The 19713-nt window shown below is 64.7% G+C and carries 15 protein-coding genes; 4 read left to right on the top strand and 11 right to left on the bottom strand.

The window, feature by feature from the left end:
- Positions 1-10 precede the first annotated feature (10 nt).
- Positions 11-1723 carry an IlvD/Edd family dehydratase gene (locus tag AC24YW_RS27185; RefSeq protein ID WP_487485603.1) on the bottom strand — a complete coding sequence of 571 codons (1713 nt, stop codon included), beginning with the start codon at positions 1721-1723 and terminating at the stop codon, positions 11-13.
- A gap of 222 nt (positions 1724-1945) precedes the next feature.
- On the opposite strand from AC24YW_RS27185, the gene AC24YW_RS27180 reads away from it, so the two are divergent.
- Complete coding sequence (locus AC24YW_RS27180) at positions 1946-2872, top strand: hypothetical protein (protein ID WP_487485602.1); 927 nt, start codon at positions 1946-1948, stop codon at positions 2870-2872.
- 275 nt (positions 2873-3147) lie between these two features.
- Here AC24YW_RS27180 and AC24YW_RS27175 read toward each other — a convergent pair whose 3' ends face one another.
- Together AC24YW_RS27175 and AC24YW_RS27170 are read right to left on the bottom strand one after the other, a co-directional pair.
- Positions 3148-3561, bottom strand: coding sequence for a hypothetical protein (locus AC24YW_RS27175; RefSeq protein ID WP_487485601.1), 414 nt, complete (start codon positions 3559-3561; stop codon positions 3148-3150).
- A 336-nt stretch (positions 3562-3897) separates the two neighbouring features.
- Positions 3898-4722 (bottom strand): NAD-dependent epimerase/dehydratase family protein, encoded by an 825-nt coding sequence (locus AC24YW_RS27170; RefSeq protein ID WP_487485600.1) that lies wholly within the window; start codon positions 4720-4722, stop codon positions 3898-3900.
- A gap of 89 nt (positions 4723-4811) precedes the next feature.
- Between AC24YW_RS27170 and AC24YW_RS27165 the strand changes: the two genes are divergently transcribed.
- Positions 4812-5789, top strand: a complete 978-nt coding sequence (locus AC24YW_RS27165) for an SMP-30/gluconolactonase/LRE family protein (protein ID WP_487485599.1) — start codon at positions 4812-4814, stop codon at positions 5787-5789.
- 31 nt (positions 5790-5820) lie between these two features.
- On the opposite strand, the gene bla is transcribed toward AC24YW_RS27165, so the two are convergent.
- From bla to AC24YW_RS27150, 3 genes are all read right to left on the bottom strand, one after another.
- Positions 5821-6711: a subclass B3 metallo-beta-lactamase gene (bla, locus tag AC24YW_RS27160; RefSeq protein ID WP_487485598.1), complete on the bottom strand. Its 891-nt coding sequence runs from the start codon at positions 6709-6711 to the stop codon at positions 5821-5823.
- A gap of 122 nt (positions 6712-6833) precedes the next feature.
- On the bottom strand, positions 6834-8264 hold the full coding sequence (locus tag AC24YW_RS27155; protein ID WP_487485597.1) for an aldehyde dehydrogenase family protein: 1431 nt from the start codon (positions 8262-8264) through the stop codon (positions 6834-6836).
- A gap of 284 nt (positions 8265-8548) precedes the next feature.
- Entirely contained in the window at positions 8549-10912 is a 2364-nt protein-coding gene (locus AC24YW_RS27150; RefSeq protein WP_487485596.1) for a transketolase, read from the bottom strand.
- A gap of 130 nt (positions 10913-11042) precedes the next feature.
- Here AC24YW_RS27150 and AC24YW_RS27145 point away from each other — a divergent pair, with 130 nt between their 5' ends.
- Positions 11043-11504 carry an Lrp/AsnC family transcriptional regulator gene (locus AC24YW_RS27145; protein WP_027571162.1) on the top strand — a complete coding sequence of 154 codons (462 nt, stop codon included), beginning with the start codon at positions 11043-11045 and terminating at the stop codon, positions 11502-11504.
- Between the two features lie 95 nt (positions 11505-11599).
- Positions 11600-12514, top strand: coding sequence for a polyphosphate kinase 2 (ppk2, locus tag AC24YW_RS27140; RefSeq protein WP_487485595.1), 915 nt, complete (start codon positions 11600-11602; stop codon positions 12512-12514).
- A 122-nt stretch (positions 12515-12636) separates the two neighbouring features.
- Here ppk2 and AC24YW_RS27135 read toward each other — a convergent pair whose 3' ends face one another.
- From AC24YW_RS27135 to AC24YW_RS27115, 5 genes are all read right to left on the bottom strand, one after another.
- A complete protein-coding gene (locus tag AC24YW_RS27135; protein ID WP_487485594.1) occupies positions 12637-13716 on the bottom strand; it encodes a zinc-binding dehydrogenase in 1080 nt (359 codons plus the stop codon).
- 61 nt (positions 13717-13777) lie between these two features.
- A complete protein-coding gene (locus AC24YW_RS27130; RefSeq protein WP_487485692.1) occupies positions 13778-14719 on the bottom strand; it encodes a DMT family transporter in 942 nt (313 codons plus the stop codon).
- A gap of 187 nt (positions 14720-14906) precedes the next feature.
- Positions 14907-15746: an aldo/keto reductase gene (locus tag AC24YW_RS27125; protein ID WP_487485593.1), complete on the bottom strand. Its 840-nt coding sequence runs from the start codon at positions 15744-15746 to the stop codon at positions 14907-14909.
- Between the two features lie 178 nt (positions 15747-15924).
- Positions 15925-16821 (bottom strand): SMP-30/gluconolactonase/LRE family protein, encoded by an 897-nt coding sequence (locus AC24YW_RS27120; RefSeq protein ID WP_487485691.1) that lies wholly within the window; start codon positions 16819-16821, stop codon positions 15925-15927.
- A gap of 189 nt (positions 16822-17010) precedes the next feature.
- On the bottom strand, positions 17011-19713 hold the full coding sequence (locus AC24YW_RS27115) for a nitrate reductase (protein WP_487485592.1): 2703 nt from the start codon (positions 19711-19713) through the stop codon (positions 17011-17013).

The raw sequence follows: 19713 nt of genomic DNA, 5'->3' as shown, positions 1-19713 counted from the left end.
AGACGGTGGCTCAGCCCTTCGCGGGGCCTGTCCTCTGCATGAAGTCGAAATCGCAGCCCTCGTCGGCCTGCAGGATGGTCTCGTTGAACAGCCAGGCGTAGCCGCGCCGCGCCTCCTCTGGCGCGGCCACCGGCGGCAACGCGGCGCGGCGCCGCTCCAGCTCGGCGGCATCGACCAGGAGCTCGATGCTGCGCTTGGCCACGTCGAGGCGGATCATGTCGCCGTTCTCAACCAGCGCCAGCGGTCCGCCGACGGCGGATTCCGGGGTGATGTGCAGCACGATGGTGCCGAATGCGGTGCCGCTCATGCGCGCATCCGAGATGCGCACCATGTCCTTGGTGCCGCCGCGCGCGAGCTTCTTCGGGATCGGCAGGTAGCCTGCTTCCGGCATGCCCGGCGCGCCCTTCGGGCCGGCGTTGCGCAGCACCAGCACGTCGTCGGCGGTGACGTCGAGATCGGGATCGTCGACCCGTAAGGTCATGTCCTCGACCGATTCGAACACGACGGCGCGCCCGGTGTGCTGCAGCAGCTTCGGGCTCGCGGCCGATTGCTTGATGACCGCGCCGCGCGGGGCGAGATTGCCGTGCAGGATGGCGAGGCCGCCTTCCTTCTTGATCGGATTGTCGCGCGGGCGGATCGCATCCTGGCCCGGCACATCCTCCGCATTCGCCGCGATCTCGCGCAGCGTCTGGCCGCTGATGGTCCGGGCATCGAGATCGATGAGATCGCCGAGCTGCGCCAGCAGCTTCGGCACGCCGCCGGCGTGGTGGAAGTGCTCCATATAGTGCTCGCCGGACGGCTTGAGATCGACCAGCACCGGCACCCCGCGGCCGATCTGGTCGAACGCTGCGAGATCGAGCCGGTGCGGCGAGCGATGCGCCATCGCTGTCAGATGGATCAGGCCGTTGGTCGAGCCGCCGATCGCCTGGAGCACGACCTGCGCGTTCTTGAACGAGGCCGGCGTCAACACCTCGCTCGGCTTCGGACCCTTGGCCTTGGCCATCTCCGCGGCCACCTTGCCGCTGGCTTCGGCTAGGCGGAAGCGCTCGGCATGCGGCGCCGGAATCGTCGCGCTCATCGGCAGCGACAGGCCCATCGCCTCGATCATGCAGGCCATGGTCGACGCCGTGCCCATCACCATGCAGGTGCCGACCGACGGCGCCAGGCGCCCGTTCACCGCTTCGATCTCGGCATCGTCCATGTCGCCGGCGCGATATTTCGCCCAGAGACGGCGGCAATCGGTGCAGGCGCCCAGCACCTCGCCCTTGTGATGACCGACCACCATGGGGCCGACGGGAATCACCACGGTCGGCAGATCTGCGCTGATCGCGGCCATCACCTGCGCCGGCAGCGTCTTGTCGCAGCCGCCGATCACGATCACCGCATCCATCGGCTGGGCGCGGATCATCTCCTCGGTGTCCATCGCCATCAAATTGCGCAGGTACATCGAGGTCGGATGCGCGAAGCTCTCCGCGATCGAGATGGTCGGGAACACGAACGGCATCGCGCCCGACAGCATCACGCCGCGCTTGGCGGCCTCGATGATGTCAGGGACGTTGCCGTGGCAGGGATTGTAGTCGCTATAGGTGTTGGTGATGCCGACGATCGGGCGCTCCAGCGCGTCGTCGGAATAGCCCATGGCCTTGATGAACGCCTTGCGCAGGAACAGCGAGAAGCCGGCATCGCCATAGCTCGTCAGACCCTTGCGCAAGCCACTCGTCATCAGGTCGCTCCGTCCAGTTTTGCCATGGTGGTACCGTCTCGCCCCGTATTGTCAACAAGACGCGCAAATGGATCCGGCGGAGCTCATCCCTCCCCCCAGGACCATCGTCTGGTAGATAGTTTTCGATCACACAACCGATTAACGACTTGTTAGATGACTCTAGCGCAAATGGTCCTCGAAAAAATAACAACCATACCGGGTTCCCTTGCCCGGAGAAATCCCATGAATGTACCTGGTGTTCTTATCGCAGCGGCTTTCGGCGCAGCATTTTTTGCAGCGGAGTATGTGTGGTACTACCAGCCCGATCTGATCAATCCTGACGTCCTGATCAGCGCGCTCTCCACTGAACACATGAAAGCGCGCGAAGCCGTTCGACATGCGCTGATCGATCCAGGGACGGCCACATTCGGCGCGTTGCGTTCAGTCGAAGCCGGCGCGGCGAGGTATGTTTGCGGCGGCGTCAAGGCACGGGACAAGTCCGGCCAGTTCATCGACGCCCCTTTCGTCTACACTGTGGCCATTGATTTTGCCCGCATCGATGATGACGGACGCATCACGCGTCAGCGTTCGGGATACAGGCCCTGCCCCACCGAGGACGACAAGGTCGCGCAACAGCGTCCGGCTCTGTCGCCCGGCGCGTCGGCGGTCGTCAAGACCGTTCAGAAGGTTGCCCCCGACGTGCAGACGTCGATTGCGCCCGTCCTGACAGCGCCTGCGCCCTCCGCGGGCGGATCGTCGTCTGGTGGGACAATGGAGCAGCAGATCCGCGAGTTGGCCGGCCGAACCGTTCCGCCGGATGCCGTACCTGGACAGGCAAATCCGCCCGCGCAGCGCGAGGCCGCCAAGGAAGGCGACTGGCGAGCCGATCGGCCTCCCACCGCCTGGCCCACATTCCCTCCGGACCACGTATTGGCGAAGCCAACCCGGAAGCGAACCCCGTCGGAAGCACTGGCCCTGGCAAAAGAGGTCGAGGAGCGCTGGAAGCAGGCGGAGTCATCGGGCGATAGCTCCATGCGTCCTTCAGCGGACGAGATCAACGAGGCCTGCCGCGCGCTGCTCACCATCGATTCGAAAGCCGCCCAATATCCAGACGCGTGGGCAGCCTTTGCACGATTGCAGAAGATAAGCCGGGACATCGCCAGAAGTTGATTTCGATAGCTTGACCGGCCCAGCGGAGGTCCCGTCGCAGCCTCTTGCCGGCAGCCCGATCAATGCCTCCGGCCCGCACGCCCCGCTCCCGGCCAGCGGGACTCCGCCTGAGCTCAGTTCCAGCCGCCACACTTGACCGCAACTAAGAATGAGTCGCAACAATTGCCGGCGATCTCCTACGCAGTGCAGCCCGACCTGTTGCGCGTCAACCTGCATTTCTGATGTCGGCGCACTCAGAGGAATCGGCGGGGCTGCGGCCGTACGCCGAGGATTGTTCAGTAACGTCTCAACAGCCCGCGATCCACGCTCGCCTCACCATAGTCGGCACAAGCCCTGTTCGGGTTTCTGATCAAATCCGTGCGGACGCGTCTGAACGTTCTGCTCGCCGCGTCCGACACCTCGGGACGGAATTTGCGGGGATCGTAGTTGTCGCCATCGCGAGCCTTGATGGCCGCAGCATAGGCGTCGATCATCGCCATCGCTGCATCGGGACTGCCGAGCAGTCGGGCGCCGAGCTGAACGCTGCCGCTGCCATCGACCTCGTAACCGTCGCATCGCTGTTCGAGCACCACGGATGCGGTGACGAGTTGATCGAGGAACGTTGCTTCGGCGTCGCTGAGGGGTGCGGCTTTCGACGGCCCCGGCACGATCGTCGCGAGCATTGCGAAGACTGACAATTTGAATTTCATTGTCGTGGCTCTCGATTTGCGATCACACAAATCGAGACGGCGATGCCGGCAGTGAGTTGATCTAGATCAATAGCGGTCGCCGCGTGTCACATGCTTGCTGTCGAGCATCAGTCCCTCGAGGCGTCATTGCGAGGAGCCCTTGCGAGGAAGCAAACCAGACTGCGTCCGCGGAGGGAATCTGGATTGCTTCCCTGCGCTCGCAATGACGTGGTGAGTGAATGCGGATCCAACTGCCTCCGTTCCCGCGGAGACTCCTCCTCACCCAACCCTCTCCCCGCAAGCGGGGCAAGGGAGTGGACCTGCGTCACGGCGAGGGCGCAGGCTGCATCACCAGAGCTACCGCTTATTCCAGTCGATCACACGACCCGGATCAGCGTCGAACTCCATGCTGCAGAACGTGCCGCCCTGGAAGTAATCGCCGACCGGATCCGGCTTCAGCTTGGCCTGCTCGGCCATGGCGTGCTCGCGGAAATCTTCGGCGCGGCCGGTCGGGCGATAGCCGAATTCGTAGGCGCGGTGGTTGTCCCACCAGGCGCGCTCGTTGAAGGAGGCGCCGTAGAAGATCTCGAAATGGATGTCGGGATGCTCGAGACCGATGCGGCAGAGCTGCACGAGATCGTCGGGCTTCAGCCAGATCGAGAGCCGGCGCTTGTCCAGCGGCATGTCGCCGAAATTGCCGATGCGCAGGCACGTCACCTTCATCCCATGCTTGTCGGCATAGAGCGCGCCGACGGCCTCGCCGAACACCTTGCTGACGCCATAGCGGCTGTCAGGCCGCGGGGTGACGTCGGTGCCGATCTTGTGGTGGCGCGGATAGAAGCCGACGGCATGGTTCGACGAGGCGAACACCACGCGCTTGACGCCCTTGCGGTAGGCCGCCTCGAACAGGTTGTAGCCGCCGATGATGTTGGCCTGGAGGATCTGATCCCAGGTGCCTTCGACCGAATAGCCGCCGAAATGCAGGATGCCGTCGACGCCCTCGCAGATCGCCTCGCATTGCGCGAGATCGGCGAGGTCCGCGGCCTTGAATTTTTCATCGGGGCCGAGATCAGCCGGCGGCTTGATGTCGGAGAGCAGGAGATCCGGGTAGATCGGCGGCAGCAGTTTCCGCAGGCTCGTGCCAATTCCGCCCGAAGCTCCCGTCATCAAGATACGCGGCATGTCTTTCCTCACCTCTGGTGACCGATTTGCGGTCACCTGTCTCTAATGATAGCAGGATTGTCCAGAGGGAACGAAACGAGAGAACCGGCATGAATGAGGCATCGTCCCACACGGAGGAACGGCCAAGCTGGCGGCCGGCGACCTATTACCCCGATCCCGCGATTAGGGCATTCGATCCTCGCTTCGAAAAATACTGGCTGAAGCTTTCGGCGGTGGAGCGGCTGGCGACCGGCCTTCGCTGGGCCGAGGGGCCGGTGTGGTTCGGCGACGGGCGTTATCTCCTGTGCAGCGACATTCCGAACCAGCGCATCCTCAAATGGGAGGAAGAGACCGGTGCGGTCAGCGTGTTCCGCAAGCCCTCGAATTTTGCCAATGGCAACACGCGTGACCGGCAGGGCCGGCTCATCACCTGCGAGCACGGCGGCCGGCGCGTGGTGCGCACCGAGTATGACGGCAGCATCACCGTGCTGATGGATCAGTTCAACGGCAAGCGGTTGAACTCGCCGAACGATGTCGTTGTTAAATCGGACGGCTCGATCTGGTTCACCGATCCGACCTTCGGCCTGCTCGGCAATTACGAGGGCTACAAGGCTGAGCCCGAGATCGAGCCCAACGTCTATCGGCTCGATCCCGCGACCGGCAAGGCGACGATCGTTGCCGAGGGCGTGCTCGGGCCGAACGGGCTGTGCTTCTCGCCGGACGAGAAGATTCTGTATGTCGTGGAATCGCGCGGCGTGCCGAACCGAAAAATCCTCGCCTATGACGTTTCGCCCGAGGGCACCACGATCGCAAACAAGCGTGTCCATATCGATGCAGGTCCGGGCACGCCCGACGGCATGCGCTGCGACATCGACGGCAATCTCTGGTGCGGCTGGGGCATGGGCGATCCCGAGCTCGACGGCGTGGTGGTGTTCGCACCCGACGGCGTCATGATCGGCCGCATCGCCCTGCCCGAGCGCTGCGCCAATGTCTGCTTCGGCGGCGTCAAGCGCAACCGCCTGTTCATGGCCGCGAGCCAGTCGATCTATGCGCTGTATGTAAACACGCAGGGGGCGGTGGGGGGATAGGCTCCACAGCGCGCCCAACCACCGACCGCCTCTACCCCTTCTTCTCCTGTGTCGCCGCAGTTTGCTTGACGAGCGCCTCTTCGAACGCCTTCTCCAGCGATGCCGCATAGGCCTTGAACTCGCCGGGATCGACGAACGGATTGGGTCCGCCGCCGGCGAGCTTGGCGCGCTTGTCTGCCATCTTGTACATCTCGGGATGAGGAGCCAGCAGGATGTCGACCTTCATGTCCTTGGCGCGTGCAAAGGTCTTGCGATAGTCGTCGACGATACCGGAATAGGTCGGGTTGCCGACGAGCCGGTTCAGCGCGACCGTGCCGCTGCAGAAGATAAGCACCGAGCGTGTTGCATCGCCATCCTTCACCGAGAATGCCCAGCTGGTGCAGCCCGGCGAATGGCCGGGCGTCTCGCGCGCCGTTAGCGTAACGCTGCCAACCGCAACGGTGTCGCCCTCACGCACCGTTCGATCCACTTTCACCGGTGGAAAGTCGAGCGCCTTCTCCTCCTGCGCACCCGGATAATAGCCGCCCTGGAGCAACGGCTTGTCGGCCTCGCCCGCAACCATCTGCGCGCCGCTCGCCTGCTTCAACTCGGCAAAGCCGCCGGTGTGGTCGATATGGGCGTGGGTGTTGATGAGATACTTGATGTCGCTGATCTTGAAGCCGAGCTTCTCGATGCTCGTCCTGATCTGCGACGTCGATTCCGGCATCACGGTATCGACCAGAATATGCCCCTGGGGCGATGTGATCAGGTAGGACGCGAGTCCGTTGGTGCCGACATAGTAGACGTTGTCGATGATCTTGAACGGCTCGGTCGGCTCGTTCCATTTCGCCCTGAGCGTGTTGAGCAGATCCTTCACCGTCTGGGCCTGCGCTGCGCCTGACAGCGGCAGCAGCGCAACGAATGCAATGATCAGTCTTCTCACGTTCCGTCCCTTTGCTTTTCTTGATTCGACGGGCTGTTGTCGTAGTGAAGCGGCCGGTCTGAGCAAAAGAATGCCGGCTTCCCTGGAAGCCGGCATTCCCTGTAGTGCAAGCGCCGTATGAACTACGCCGCGTTGAAGCCGGCGACCGCCTTCACTTCGAGGAAGTCCTCGAGGCCGAACTTGCCCCATTCGCGGCCGTTGCCGGACTGCTTGTAGCCGCCGAACGGCGCGGTGCGGTCGTTGGGCACGCCCTGCAGGTTGACGTTGCCGGCGCGAATCTGGCGGCCGACGCGCTTGGCGTCCTCGACCGAGGGACCATAGACATAGCCCGCGAGACCATAGGGCGTGTCGTTGGCGATCTTGACCGCGTCGGCTTCGTCCTTGGCGCCGATGATGGTCAGCACCGGCCCGAAGATCTCCTCGCGCGCGATCGTCATGTCAGGGGTGACGTCGGCGAAGATGGTCGGGCGGACATAGAAGCCCTTGTTGACGCCTTCGGGCAGGCCCGGGCCGCCGGCGACGAGCGTTGCGCCCTCGTCGATGCCCTTCTTGATCAGGCCCTGGATCTTGTCCCACTGGCCGCGATTGACCACCGGGCCGATGGTGGTGCCTTCGGCGCGGGGATCACCGGCCTTGGTCTTGTCGGCGACGGCCTTCGCGATCGCGGCGACTTCCTTCATCCTCGACAGCGGCACGATCATGCGCGAGGGCGCGTTGCAGGACTGGCCGGAATTGTTGAACATGTGCATCACGCCGCCGGTCACCGCCTTGGTGAGGTCGGCGCCTTCCAGGATGACGTTCGGCGACTTGCCGCCGAGCTCCTGGCTGACGCGCTTGACGGTGGGCGCTGCGCGCTTCGCAACGTCGATGCCGGCGCGGGTCGAGCCGGTGAAGGAGATCATGTCGATATCAGGGTGCTCGCTCATGGCGGCGCCGACCTCGGGGCCGAGGCCGTTGACGAGGTTGAACACGCCCTTGGGCACGCCGGCTTCATGGAGGATTTCCGCGAAGATCAGCGCCGAGGTCGGCGTGAACTCGCTGGGCTTCAGGATCATGGTACAGCCGGCGGCGAGCGCGGGCGCGACCTTGCAGGCGATCTGGTTCAGCGGCCAGTTCCAGGGCGTGATCATGCCGACCACGCCGATCGGCTCGCGCAGCACCATGGCGGTCCCGACCGGCTCCTCGAAATGGTAGTTCTTGAGCACGTCGAGCGTGGTCATGAGATGGCCGAGGCCGGCGCCGGCCTGCAGCTTCTCCGCCATCGGCAGCGGCGCGCCCATCTCGTCGGAAACGGCGGCGCCGATCTCCTTGAGGCGGCCCTTGTAGACCTCGATGATCTTGCTGAGCAGCGCGACGCGCTCCTCGCGGCTGGTCTGGGAGAATGTTGCGAAGGCGCGCTTGGCGGCGGCGACCGCCTTGTCGACATCAGCCTTGGAGCCGAGCGCAACCTCGTACATCGCCTCTTCCGTCGCCGGATTGATCACGGCGGTGGATTTCTTGACGGCGGGATCGACCCAGGCGCCGTCGATGTAGAATTGCATGCGATTGACCATCGTTAACCTCTTCTTGGGGGCTTGGAGGGGGCGTTTCGGCAGGTATCCTTGCACGAAAGCGCCGGCAATTGAACCCGCCATATGCGGGGCCAGCGTTGCGGCGGACGGAGGTTATATGAGCCGATGGCGGGAACGTGGCAAGGTGGCCCCGCTGTCATTCCGGGGCGCGGCAAAGCCGCGAGCCCGGAATCCATTTCACCACCTGCCCTGACGCCCGATGGATTCTCAGGTGCGCAATTGCGCACCATAGCTCGCGCTCCGCGCGCCCCGGAATGACGACGTAACTACACCGCCATCTTCCGATGCAGCACCGGCGCGCCGGTGGTGAGGCTTTCGGCCGCATCGATGATCGCGTTCGCATCGATGCCGTAGTGCCGATAAAGGTCGGCAATGCTGCCGGTCTGGCCGAACTGCTCGACGCCGAGCGCCTCGACACGGTGGCCGCGGACGCTGCCGAGCCAGCCGAGCGCGGACGGATGGCCGTCGATCACGGTCACGATGCCACAATCGCGCGGCAGCGGCGCGAGCAGCTTTTCGATGTGGCTGAGATGCTGCACGCCGCGGCGGTCGCGCCGCAATTTCCGCGCGGCGGTCCACCCCGCATGGAGGCGATCGGCCGAGGTGATCGCGAGCAGGCCGACGTCGCGGCGGCTCTCGCCGATGAAGCCGGTCGCCTCGATCGCCTCGGGCGCGACCGCGCCGGTATAGGCGATCACGACCTCGGCATTCGGACCCGGCTTGCGCAGCCAATAGGCGCCGTCGGTGATGCCCTGCCTCAGCTCCGGTGTCATGATCCGCTGCGCCTGCTCGATCGCGCGGGTCGAGAGCCGCAAATAGACCGAGCCGCCTTCGCCCGGATCGCGCTGCATGTGCTCGAAGCCGAAAGCCATGATCACGGCGAGCTCGTCGACGAAGGCCGGCTCGAACGAGGCGAGTCCGTCCTGCGCCATGCCGATCAAGGGCGTTGCGATCGACTGATGCGCGCCGCCTTCGGGTGCGAGCGTGAGGCCGGACGGCGTCGCCGCCACCATGAAGCGCGCGTCCTGGTAGCAGGCGTAGTTCAGCGCATCGAGGCCGCGCTCGATGAAGGGATCGTAGAGCGTGCCGACCGGCAACAGCCGCTCGCCGTTGATCTGGTGCGACAGGCCGAGCGCCGAGAGCATGATGAACAGGTTCATCTCGGCGATGCCGAGCTCCAGATGCTGGCCCTTTGGCGAAGCGTCCCAATTGTAGGTCGAAGGAATTTTCTCGCTGCGGAACAAGTCCGCCTTCTCGGCGCGCGCGAACAGGCCGCGGCGGTTGACCCAGGGGCCGAGATTGGTGGAGACGGTGACGTCGGGCGATGTCGTCACGATACGCCTGGCGAGCTCGCTGTCGCTCCGCGCGATCTCGTTCAGCACGAGGCCAAAGCCCTGCTGGGTCGACATCTGCGGCGACGGCTTGAAGGCGAGCTGCTGCGGCACCTCGACGACGGGCGCCGTGAGCCGGCGACCATCCTGGTTGAACGGCACCCGCGCGAGGAAGGCTTCGAGCTCGGCCGCATCCTGCGGCAGCCCTTCGAACTTGTCCCATTCGTGTCCGGGCCGGATGTTCTGGCTGTCGCGATATTTCTCCATCTGCGCAACAGTCATCAGGCCGGCGTGGTTGTCCTTGTGGCCCTGAAACGGCAGGCCGACGCCCTTGATGGTGTAGGCGATGAAGCAGACGGGGCGGTCGTGGTCGATGGAATCGAACGCCTCCAGCACGCTCGCCATGTCGTGGCCGCCGAGATTCGACATCAGCGCCAGCAGCTCCTCGTCGCTGCGCTTGTCGATCAGCTTTGTGATCGGGCCCTGGTCGCCGATCTCGTCATGGAGGTGCTTGCGGAAGGCCGCGCCGCCCTGAAAGCACAGCGCCGCATAGAGTGCGTTCGGGCAATTGTCGATCCAGCGCTTCAGCGCCTCGCCGCCGGGCTCCGCGAAGGCCTCGCGCATCAGTCGGCCGTATTTCACGATGACGACGTCCCAGCCGAAATTGCGGAACATGGTCTCGAACTTTTCCCACAGACCTTCGCGCACGACGGCATCGAGCGACTGGCGGTTATAGTCGACCACCCACCAGGTGTTGCGCAGGCCGTGCTTCCAGCCCTCCGCGAGCGCCTCGAAAATGTTGCCCTCGTCCATCTCGGCATCGCCGACCAGGGCAATCATCCGCCCCTCGCGGCGATCCTTCATCCAGCCGTGTGCCTTGACGTAGTCCTGCACCAGCGAAGAGAACAGCGTCTGCGCGACGCCGAGGCCGACCGAGCCGGTGGAGAAATCGACGTCGTCGACGTCCTTGGTGCGCGAGGGATAGGACTGCGCGCCCTTGAAGCCGCGAAAATTCTCCAGCTTCTCGCGGCTCTGGCGGCCGAACAGATACTGGATGGCGTGGAACACCGGGCTCGCATGCGGCTTCACCGCGACGCGGTCCTCAGGCCGCAGCACGTGGAAGTACAGCGCCGACATGATGGTGGCGAGCGAGGCGGATGAGGCCTGGTGGCCGCCGACCTTGAGGCCATCCGCATTGGGACGGATGTGATTGGCGTGGTGGATGGTCCAGGACGACAGCCACAGCGCCTTGCGGCTGAGAGCGGTCAGGATGTCGAGACGGGCGGGATCGACGGGCATGGCAATGCTCCGGGAAATATGCCCGATCATACGCTTGCGCTCAGCATCAAACTTCTCAATTTTTCGCGCCCTACCCGCCGATATTGGGATATTTTACCAACGTTGTCGACCAAACGTAGGTTTCATCCCAATGCCCGAACTCGACGCCATCGACCGCAAGATCCTCAGCCACCTTCAGAACGACAGCCGCCTGACCATGCAGGAGCTCGCCGACAAGGTCGGGCTTTCGGTCTCGCCCTGCCATCGCCGGGTCAAGCTCCTGGAGGAGCGCGGCGTCATCTCGCGCTATGTCGCGACCGTCGACCAGAAGGCGCTGGGACTGCATGTCAGCGTGTTCATCTCGATCAAGCTGGCCCGGCAGAAGGAGGAGGACCTCAACCGCTTCGCCCGCGCCATCTCGAAATGGGACGAGGTGCTGGAATGCTATCTGATGACCGGAAATCGCGACTACCTGCTCCGCGTCGTCGCCGCCGACCTCGCCTCCTACGAGACGTTCCTGAAGACCAAGCTGACCCGGCTCGACGGCATCGCCTCGATCGAATCGAGCTTTGCGCTCAGCCAGGTGAAGTACTCGATCGCGCTGCCGGTGTGACCTGGCTCCGAGGGGTTGCCGGGTTGTCACATGGGCGCAACAAAGCCCGCCGATGGTCGTTGGTAACCGGCATCCTAGCGGAGAGAAGGACACCCATGACCGACCGCACCTCCCAAACCGCCAAGCGCGAGCGCATCATCCAGGAAATGGCCGACGACCTCGACGAGGAACTGGAGATGGAGCTGGATGATGCCCGTCTCGACGAGCTCCTCGACGAGACCGGAACGCTGAAACCGGCGGTCGATCGCAGGCTCTATTTCCGGGAACTGCTTCGTCTCCAGGGCGAGCTGATCAAGCTCCAGGACTGGGTGCAGAGCGAGAGGAAGAAGGTCGTGGTCCTGTTCGAGGGCCGCGACGCCGCCGGCAAGGGCGGCGTGATCAAGCGCATCACGCAGCGGCTCAATCCGCGTATCTGCCGCGTCGCGGCGCTTCCGGCGCCGAACGAGCGCGAGCGCACGCAATGGTATTTCCAGCGCTACGTCGCGCACCTGCCGGCCGGCGGCGAGATCGTGCTGTTCGATCGCAGCTGGTACAACCGCGCCGGCGTCGAGCGCGTGATGGGCTTCTGCTCGGAAGACGAATATCAGGAATTCTTCAAGACGGTGCCGGAGTTCGAGCGCATGCTGATCCGCTCCGGCATCATCCTGGTCAAATACTGGTTCTCGATCACCGACGACGAGCAGCAGTTCCGCTTCACCATGCGCATCAAGGATCCCCTGAAGCAGTGGAAGCTGAGCCCGATGGACGTCGAGTCCCGCAGCCGCTGGGAGGCGTATACCAAGGCCAAGGAGACGATGCTCGAGCATACGCACCTGCCGGATAGCCCCTGGTGGATCGTCGATGCCGTGGACAAGAAGCGCGCCCGGCTCAATTGCATCGCGCATCTCCTGACGCAGATCCCTTACCAGGAGGTCGTGCGGGCTCCTGTGACGCTACCGCCGCGCGTGCGCAACCCCGATTATCAGCGCGGTCCGGTCCCTCCGGAGATGTACGTGCCTGCGAAGTATTGAGGGAGGCCTCGTAGGGTGGGCAATGCGTAGCGTGCCCACCACCTGCGTTTGAGTCGGGCAAGATGGTGGGCACGGCGCTTTGCGCCTTTGCCCACCCTACGAGATCGTCAGCTACGAGACCATCACCGCCATGGCTGCACGATGATCTTGGTGTGCGCCTCCGGGTTGGCGAGATCGGCGAACGCCTTTGCGACGCCGTCGATGCCGACCTCGGCGGTCACCATCGCCGCCGCGTCTACCTGCCCTTCCGCTATCAGACGTAGCGAGCCTGCGAACTCCTCCGGCGTATAGCCGAGCACGTATTGAACGTTGAGTTCCTTCATGATGCCCAGCATCGGCTCGTTTCTGTCGCTCTCCATGCAGACGCCGACCACGACGATCCTGGCGTCACGCGGGGCGCCCTCGAACACCTGCTGCAGCAGGCCGGGCACGCCGACGCATTCGAAGATGATGGCAGGTTTCAGGGCCGGCAGCATGGCCTGGAGCGGCGGCCGCGCGGCCTTCTCCGCGTCCGACATCTGCGCGTGCTCCGCCCACGTCGCATAGGGTTGCGACACCTTGGGATCGACGACGATGTCCGCGCCAAGCTTGGCGGCAAGCGCGCGGCGCGCCGGCGAATAGTCGGCAGCGATGATCGGATGCAGTCCCTTGATCCTCAGCGCCGCAATCACCGCAAGCCCAACGGGCCCGCAGCCGATCACCAGCGGCACCTCGCCGCCACGGATATTGGCTTTCGCCACCGCGTGGACGCCGACCGCGAGCGGCTCGGTCAGCGCAGCATGCTCCGGCGCGAGGCCATTGGGGACTTCGAGCAGCAGCGCTTCGCTCAGCAGCATCGCCTCGGCATAGCCGCCGACATTGTCGTTGGAATAGCCGATCCCTTCGATGCCCTGCGGCGTCACCAGCGCCGGCAGCGAGCAGACACGACTGCCCGGCTTGACCCTTCGTTCGGTGCCCGGACCAAAATCGACGATCTCGCAGCAGAACTCGTGGCCGAACACGACGTCGCGGCTGAGGTCCATCGGCTTGCGTCCGGTCTTCCGCGCCATCTCCACCATGCGATGGGCGTGCTGGCGCGCGTGCAGGTCGGAGCCGCAAATGCCGCAGGCGAGCGTCTTGACCAGCACCTGGCCGGGGCCCGGCGTCGGCTCGGCCATCCGGCCTACGACAATCTCACCGTTCCTGAAGATCGCGGCGCGCATCCGGCTCCTCCCCTGATCGTTGGAGCCATTGATAGCACGAGGCGGAAGTTGCGAACTTGCGTCAGGCGTTCGGCGAGCGCTCTTCCAGCACGAGGAGCTGGGCGCGGCGGACGCGCTCGCGATGGGCGATGTAGAGGCCGCTGGCGACGATGAAGGCTGCACCGACGACGGTCCAGACGCTCGGGACCTCGCCGAAGATGAAGAAGCCGAGGATGCTGACCCACAACAATTGCGAGTAGGAGAACGGCGCCAGCACCGAGGCATCGCCGTAGCGATAGGCGAGCACGACGATCCACTGGCCCGCGGTCGAAGCGACGCCGATGAAGATGCCGAGCGCGATCGCAGTCCAGGACGGCGTCACCCAGACGAACGGCACGATCGCGGTGAGAATGACAAGGCCGGTGAGCGAGGAATAGGCCATGGTGGTGACGACGGCTTCGCGTCCGCTCATCATGCGCGTCAGGATCAGCGTGCCGGCCCAGCACGCCGCCGAGATCAAGGGAAAGAAGGCGGCGGGGTGAAACGCGCTGGTGCCCGGACGCAGGATGATCAGCACGCCGATCAAGCCGAGTGCGGTGGCGAGCCAGCGGCGCATGCCGACCTTCTCGCCGAGGAACACGATCGAGAGCGCCGTGACGAACAGCGGCGCGACGAAACCGGTGGCGGAGGCTTCCGCGATCGGCAGGAAGCCGAGGCCCGTGATGAAGAACAGCGAGGAGCCGAGCAGGGCCGCCCCGCGCATCACGTGCAGGCCGGGACGCTTGGTCCGCATCGCATAGAACGGCGAGGCCGGCAGCATCACCGGCGTGAACAGCAGTGTGAAGGTGAGGAAGCGGATCCAGGTGATCTCGATCGCGGGCAGGCTGGTCGAAAGATATTTCGCAGTGACGTCGGAGCAGCCGAGAAACACCGTCGAGAGCAGGATCAGCGCGATGCCCTTGAAGGGATGATCGACGCGCGCAGGGGCGCGGCGAGCCTCCTGCTTCTTCTCCGGCACAGGCATGGGAATACTGTCGAGCCTTGCGGCTGCGGCGGGCGGCGGTGTCACGGCTGGAACCCGGGCAAAATGCGAATCGAGAACAGCCGTAAAAAACGACAAATGCCCCGCGTTCACAACTTCCGAAAACAGGATGCCGATATGCGCAAGCCGCCGCGCGCGTCAATGCTCCGTTAATATTGCCATTTGTGCACTACAGCATGGGCAGGCCGCGCGGCTTCGGCCCGCGCGGAAATACCGCGTCGAGCGCGGCAACCTCGTCTTTCGTCAGCACGAGATCGCCCGACGCCGCATTCTCGCCGGCATGTTCCGCGGACGAGGCCTTCGGAATCGCGAACACCGTAGTCGCACGGGTGAGGAAGCTCAGCGCGACCTGACGCGGCGTCGCACGATGCGCTTCCGCGATGCGCGCCAGCACGGCACCGCCCTTGCTGCTGCTTGCGGGGAAGTCGTCGTGGCCGAACGGCGAGTAGGCCACGACGGCAACATTGTGCCGTTCGCACCACGGGATCACCGCATGCTCGATCGCGCGCTCCTTCAGATGATAGAGCACCTGGTTGCAGGCGATCCGCCCCTCGCCAGAGACTTCGACAATCTCGTCGAGATCGTCGGCATCGAAATTGGAGACGCCCCAGGATTTGATCTTGCCTGATTGCACCAACTCTTCAAACGCAGCGACGGTGTCCTCCAGCGGATAGGAGCCGCGCCAGTGCAGGAGATAACAGTCGAGCCGGTCGGTCTTCAGTCGCTTCAGCGAGCGCTCGCAGGCGGTGATGGTGCCGCGGCGCGAGGCATTGCTCGGCAGCACTTTCGAAACGAGGAACACCTCGTCGCGCCGGCCTGCGATCGCATCCGCAATGACGAGCTCGGCATCGCCATACATCTCGGCGGTGTCGATGTGGGTCATGCCGAGATCGAGCCCGCGCTGCAGCGCCGCGATCGCGCGCTTGCGGTCGCCATGGTCGAGATACCAGGTGCCCTGCCCGATCACGGAGACGTTGGCGCCGGTCTTGCCGAAGGTTTTTGTGTTCATGTCTATCTCCGATCTCCGCTGTTTCCCAACCCTCTCCCCGTTCGTACGGGGAGAGGGTTGGGGTGAGGGGCTGCTTCCGCAAACTCGATAGCAAAGAGACTCGCGGAGAGTCCCCCTCACCCGCCGCGCTTTGCGCGTCGGCCTCTCCCCGCAAGCGGGGAGAGGCGAAGAGTCAGCGCTACAATGCGCCGATATCCGCCACCAGCACGCTGCCGGTCCCAGACTCCGTGATATAGAGCCGATCCCTGTTTTCGCCACCGATCGCGACATTGGTGCAGTTCGGTCCCGCGCAGGACTTGATCCGCGCGATCAGTTCGCCGTTCGGCGCGAACACGAAGACGTGGCCGAGCGAGGGATGGCCGACGAAAAGGCGGCCCTTGGCATCCATGGTCAAACCGTCAGGGCCGCTGGTGCCGAACAGCGAGCAGAAGCGGCCGACCTTGGACACGCTGCCGTCCTTCATGAATGGCAGCCGCCACACCGCGTTGTCCCGCGTCATCGCGACGAACAGCACGGTTTCGGTTGGGTCGAGCACCAGCCCATTCGGGCTGATGCCGGTGTCGAGCAGACAATCGAGCCGGCCATTCGATCCCAGCCGATAAACCCGCCCGCTCGGATCGTGCAGCCCGGTCTGGCCCTGATCGGTGAAATAGATATCGCCGTTGGAGGCGAGATGCAGATCGTTGCAGCCGCGGAACGATTCCGAATTGCGCGCGGTCAGGATGGGCTTGATCCGCCCGACCTTCGCATCGAGCTCCATGATGCCATGCCTGTAGTCGGCGACCAGGATGCGTCCGTCGGCTGCGATCTTCAGCCCGTTCGGCCAGCCCTCATAGTCGATCACGAGCGACCATTCGCCGTCCGGCGCGATACGAAAGATGCGGCCGAATGGAATGTCGACGATGTAGAGATGGCCATCCTTGTCGAAGGACGGCCCCTCGATGAAGCTCTCGGTCGGTATGTTCGGCCGGTTGGCATCGGCCCAATCGGTTCGCACGCCCTTGCGGCGAAACTTTTCGGGCATGGCGGTGAACAGCCTGGTCTCGATCAGGCGCGGCGGCGTTTCCAGGTACATCATTGTTGTTGGGTTTGTTGACGGGAAGCGCGGCAGCATAGGGCACAATCGAAGGCGCGTCGATTGGCGCGGGATGAATGGCTGCGTCCACGGCGTCATTGCGAGCGCAGCGAAGCAATCCAGAATCCCTCGGCGGAAAGACTCTGGATTGCTTCGCTGCGCTCGCAATGACGGTGGAGAACGCCCTCCCTACCCCGCCGCGCTTGCGACCTTGGCCTGCTGTGCAGGAACTTCCGTCGTGGCGATCAGGCGTTTCAGCTCGGGGATGCAGGAGCCGCAATTGGTGCCGGCCTTGAGCTTGGCGCCGATGTCGGCGGCGGTGCGCGCGCCGCCGGCGATGCTGTCGCAGATGGTGCCGCGGCCGACGCCGAAGCAGGCGCAGACGATGGGGCCGGTCGAGGCTGCGCCTTCGCAGCACCTGCCCGACAGCAGGATGCGGCGCTGCTCGTCGCTGACCTGATCGGCCGCGAACAGGCTTTTCACCACCTCCCAGTCGCCGGCATCGTGCGCGGGGCCGACGAACAGGCAGGTCTCGATGCGTTCGCCTGCGAACGAAGCCGCGCGAAAAACCCCGCCGCCGAAATCGCGATATTCGGCAACATCCTCGCCGGCGATGCTCTCGAGCCAGGCGGGCCAGCGGGCGAGATCGGCATTGTCGGCGAACAGATAGCCGAAGCCGCCGCTGACGGTCACGCGCGTCCACAACAGGTTTTGCGGCAGATCGAGCGGCTTGCGCGACAATGCAAAACCGCGGAAGACGAATTCGTAAGGCGCGATCGCGGCCGGCGTCGCCTTGGCTTCCGGCTGTCCCGAGAACGGATCGGTGAAGGACTGCACAAGCGCGCCGACGCGGCCGTGCGAGGCGTTCATCGCGCTCCAGTGGATCGGCACGAACAGCGTACCGCGCTGCTGCCGATCGCTGACAACGACCTTCAGGATGCACTGGCCATAATCGGTGCTGATGCGGGCATAGCCGTCATGGGCGATGCCGTACTTGCCGGCGTCGTCGGGATGAATCTCGACGAACGGCTCGGGCAGATGCGCGCCGAGGCGCTGGCTGAGGCCGGTGCGCGTCATGGTGTGCCATTGGTCGCGGATGCGCCCGGTGTTGAGCCTCAAGGGACGCGACGGGCCGGTCTCGCCGCGCAACGCCGGCACCTCCGGCGCGACGAAGCGGCCCCTGCCGTCATTGGTGAAGAAGCCACCTTGCGCGAAGAAGCGCTCGCCAGGCAGCCCGCCTTCGCGCACCGGCCATTGCACCGGCTTCAAACCATCGAAGGCCTCGTCCGACAGCGAGGTCAGCGCGCCGATGTCGAAATCGCGGCTGCCATTGTTCTCGAAGGCCGAGAGCGCGGCATGCTCGCGGAAGATATCGGCGGCCGATTTGTAATTGAAGCTGTCGCCGAAGCCGAGACGCTTTGCAGTTTCGCTCAGGATCCACCAGTCGGGACGCGCTTCGCCCGGCGCCGGCAGGAACGCGCGCTGGCGCGAGATGCGCCGCTCCGAATTGGTCACCGTGCCCGACTTCTCGCCCCAGGCCAGCGCCGGCAACAGCACGTGCGGGCCGGCCGCGACGGTGTCGTTGGAGAGCACGTTCTCGGACACCACGAACAACTCGAGCTTCTTCAGGGCATCGCGCACCATGTCGGCGTCCGGCAACGACACCGCCGGGTTGGTGCCCATCACCCAGAGCGCCTTGACCTCGCCGCGGTTGATGGCCTCGAACAGCTGCACCGCCTTCAGGCCTTCATGGGTTGCGATGCGCGGAGCCTTCCAGAACCGCCTGACGCGGTCGATGTCGGGCGGCGTGAAACCCATATGGGCGGCGAGCATGTTGGCGAGGCCGCCGACCTCGCGGCCGCCCATCGCGTTGGGCTGGCCGGTCAGCGAGAACGGCGAGGCGCCGGGTTTGCCGATGCGCCCCGTGGCGAGATGGCAGTTCAGGATGGCGTTGACCTTGTCGGTGCCCTGCGCCGACTGGTTGACCCCTTGGGAATAGAGCGTGACGACCTTCTCGGTGTCGCGGAACATCCGGAAGAAGGCGGCGACGTCCTGCTCGGAGAGACCCGTGGCGAGCGCGGTCGCAGTGACGCTGCCGGCGATGCTGCGCGCGCGCGCCAGCGCATCGTCGAAGCCGGACGTGTTCTGCGCGATATAATCCCGATCCAGCACGCCGTTGTCGGCGAGATGCACGAACAGGCCGGAGAACAGCGCGGTGTCGGTGCCGGGCCTGAGGCCGAGGAACAGATCGACGTCGCCGGCGGTGTCGGTGCGGCGCGGATCGATCACGATCATGCGGGCGCCGCGCTCCTGCCTGTTCTTCAGCATGCGCTGGAACAGCACCGGGTGGCACCAGGCCGCGTTCGAGCCGACGAAGACGAGCAGATCGGCCTGGTCGAGATCCTCGTAGCAGCCGGGCACGGTGTCGGCGCCGAAGGCGCGGCGATGGCCCGCGACCGAGGACGACATGCAGAGCCGCGAATTGGTGTCGACATTCGCCGTGCCGACGAAACCCTTCATCAGCTTGTTGGCGACGTAATAATCCTCGGTCAAGAGCTGGCCGGAGAGATAGAACGCGACCGCGTCGGCGCCATCGCGCGCCACGATGTGCTGCATGCGATGGGCGACATGATCGAGCGCATCGCTCCAGGCGACGCGCTCCAGCACGCCCTTGCAGCGGATCATGGGATAGAGGAGTCGCCCTTCCAGGCCGACGGTCTCGCCGAGCGCGGAGCCCTTTGAGCACAGCCGGCCGAAATTGGCGGGATGATCGGGGTCGCCCGCGATTGCTGCACCACCCTTGCCGTCTGGCGTTGCGAGCACGCCGCAGCCGACGCCGCAATAGGGGCAGGTCGTCTTGGTCGTGCGGAGATTTGGATCGATCGCCGTCAT

The sequence above is a fragment of the Bradyrhizobium sp. USDA3516 genome, from assembly GCF_057651995.1.
The sequence above is the reverse complement of the archived record's forward strand: the minus strand, read 5'-3'. Positions and strand labels throughout refer to the sequence as shown.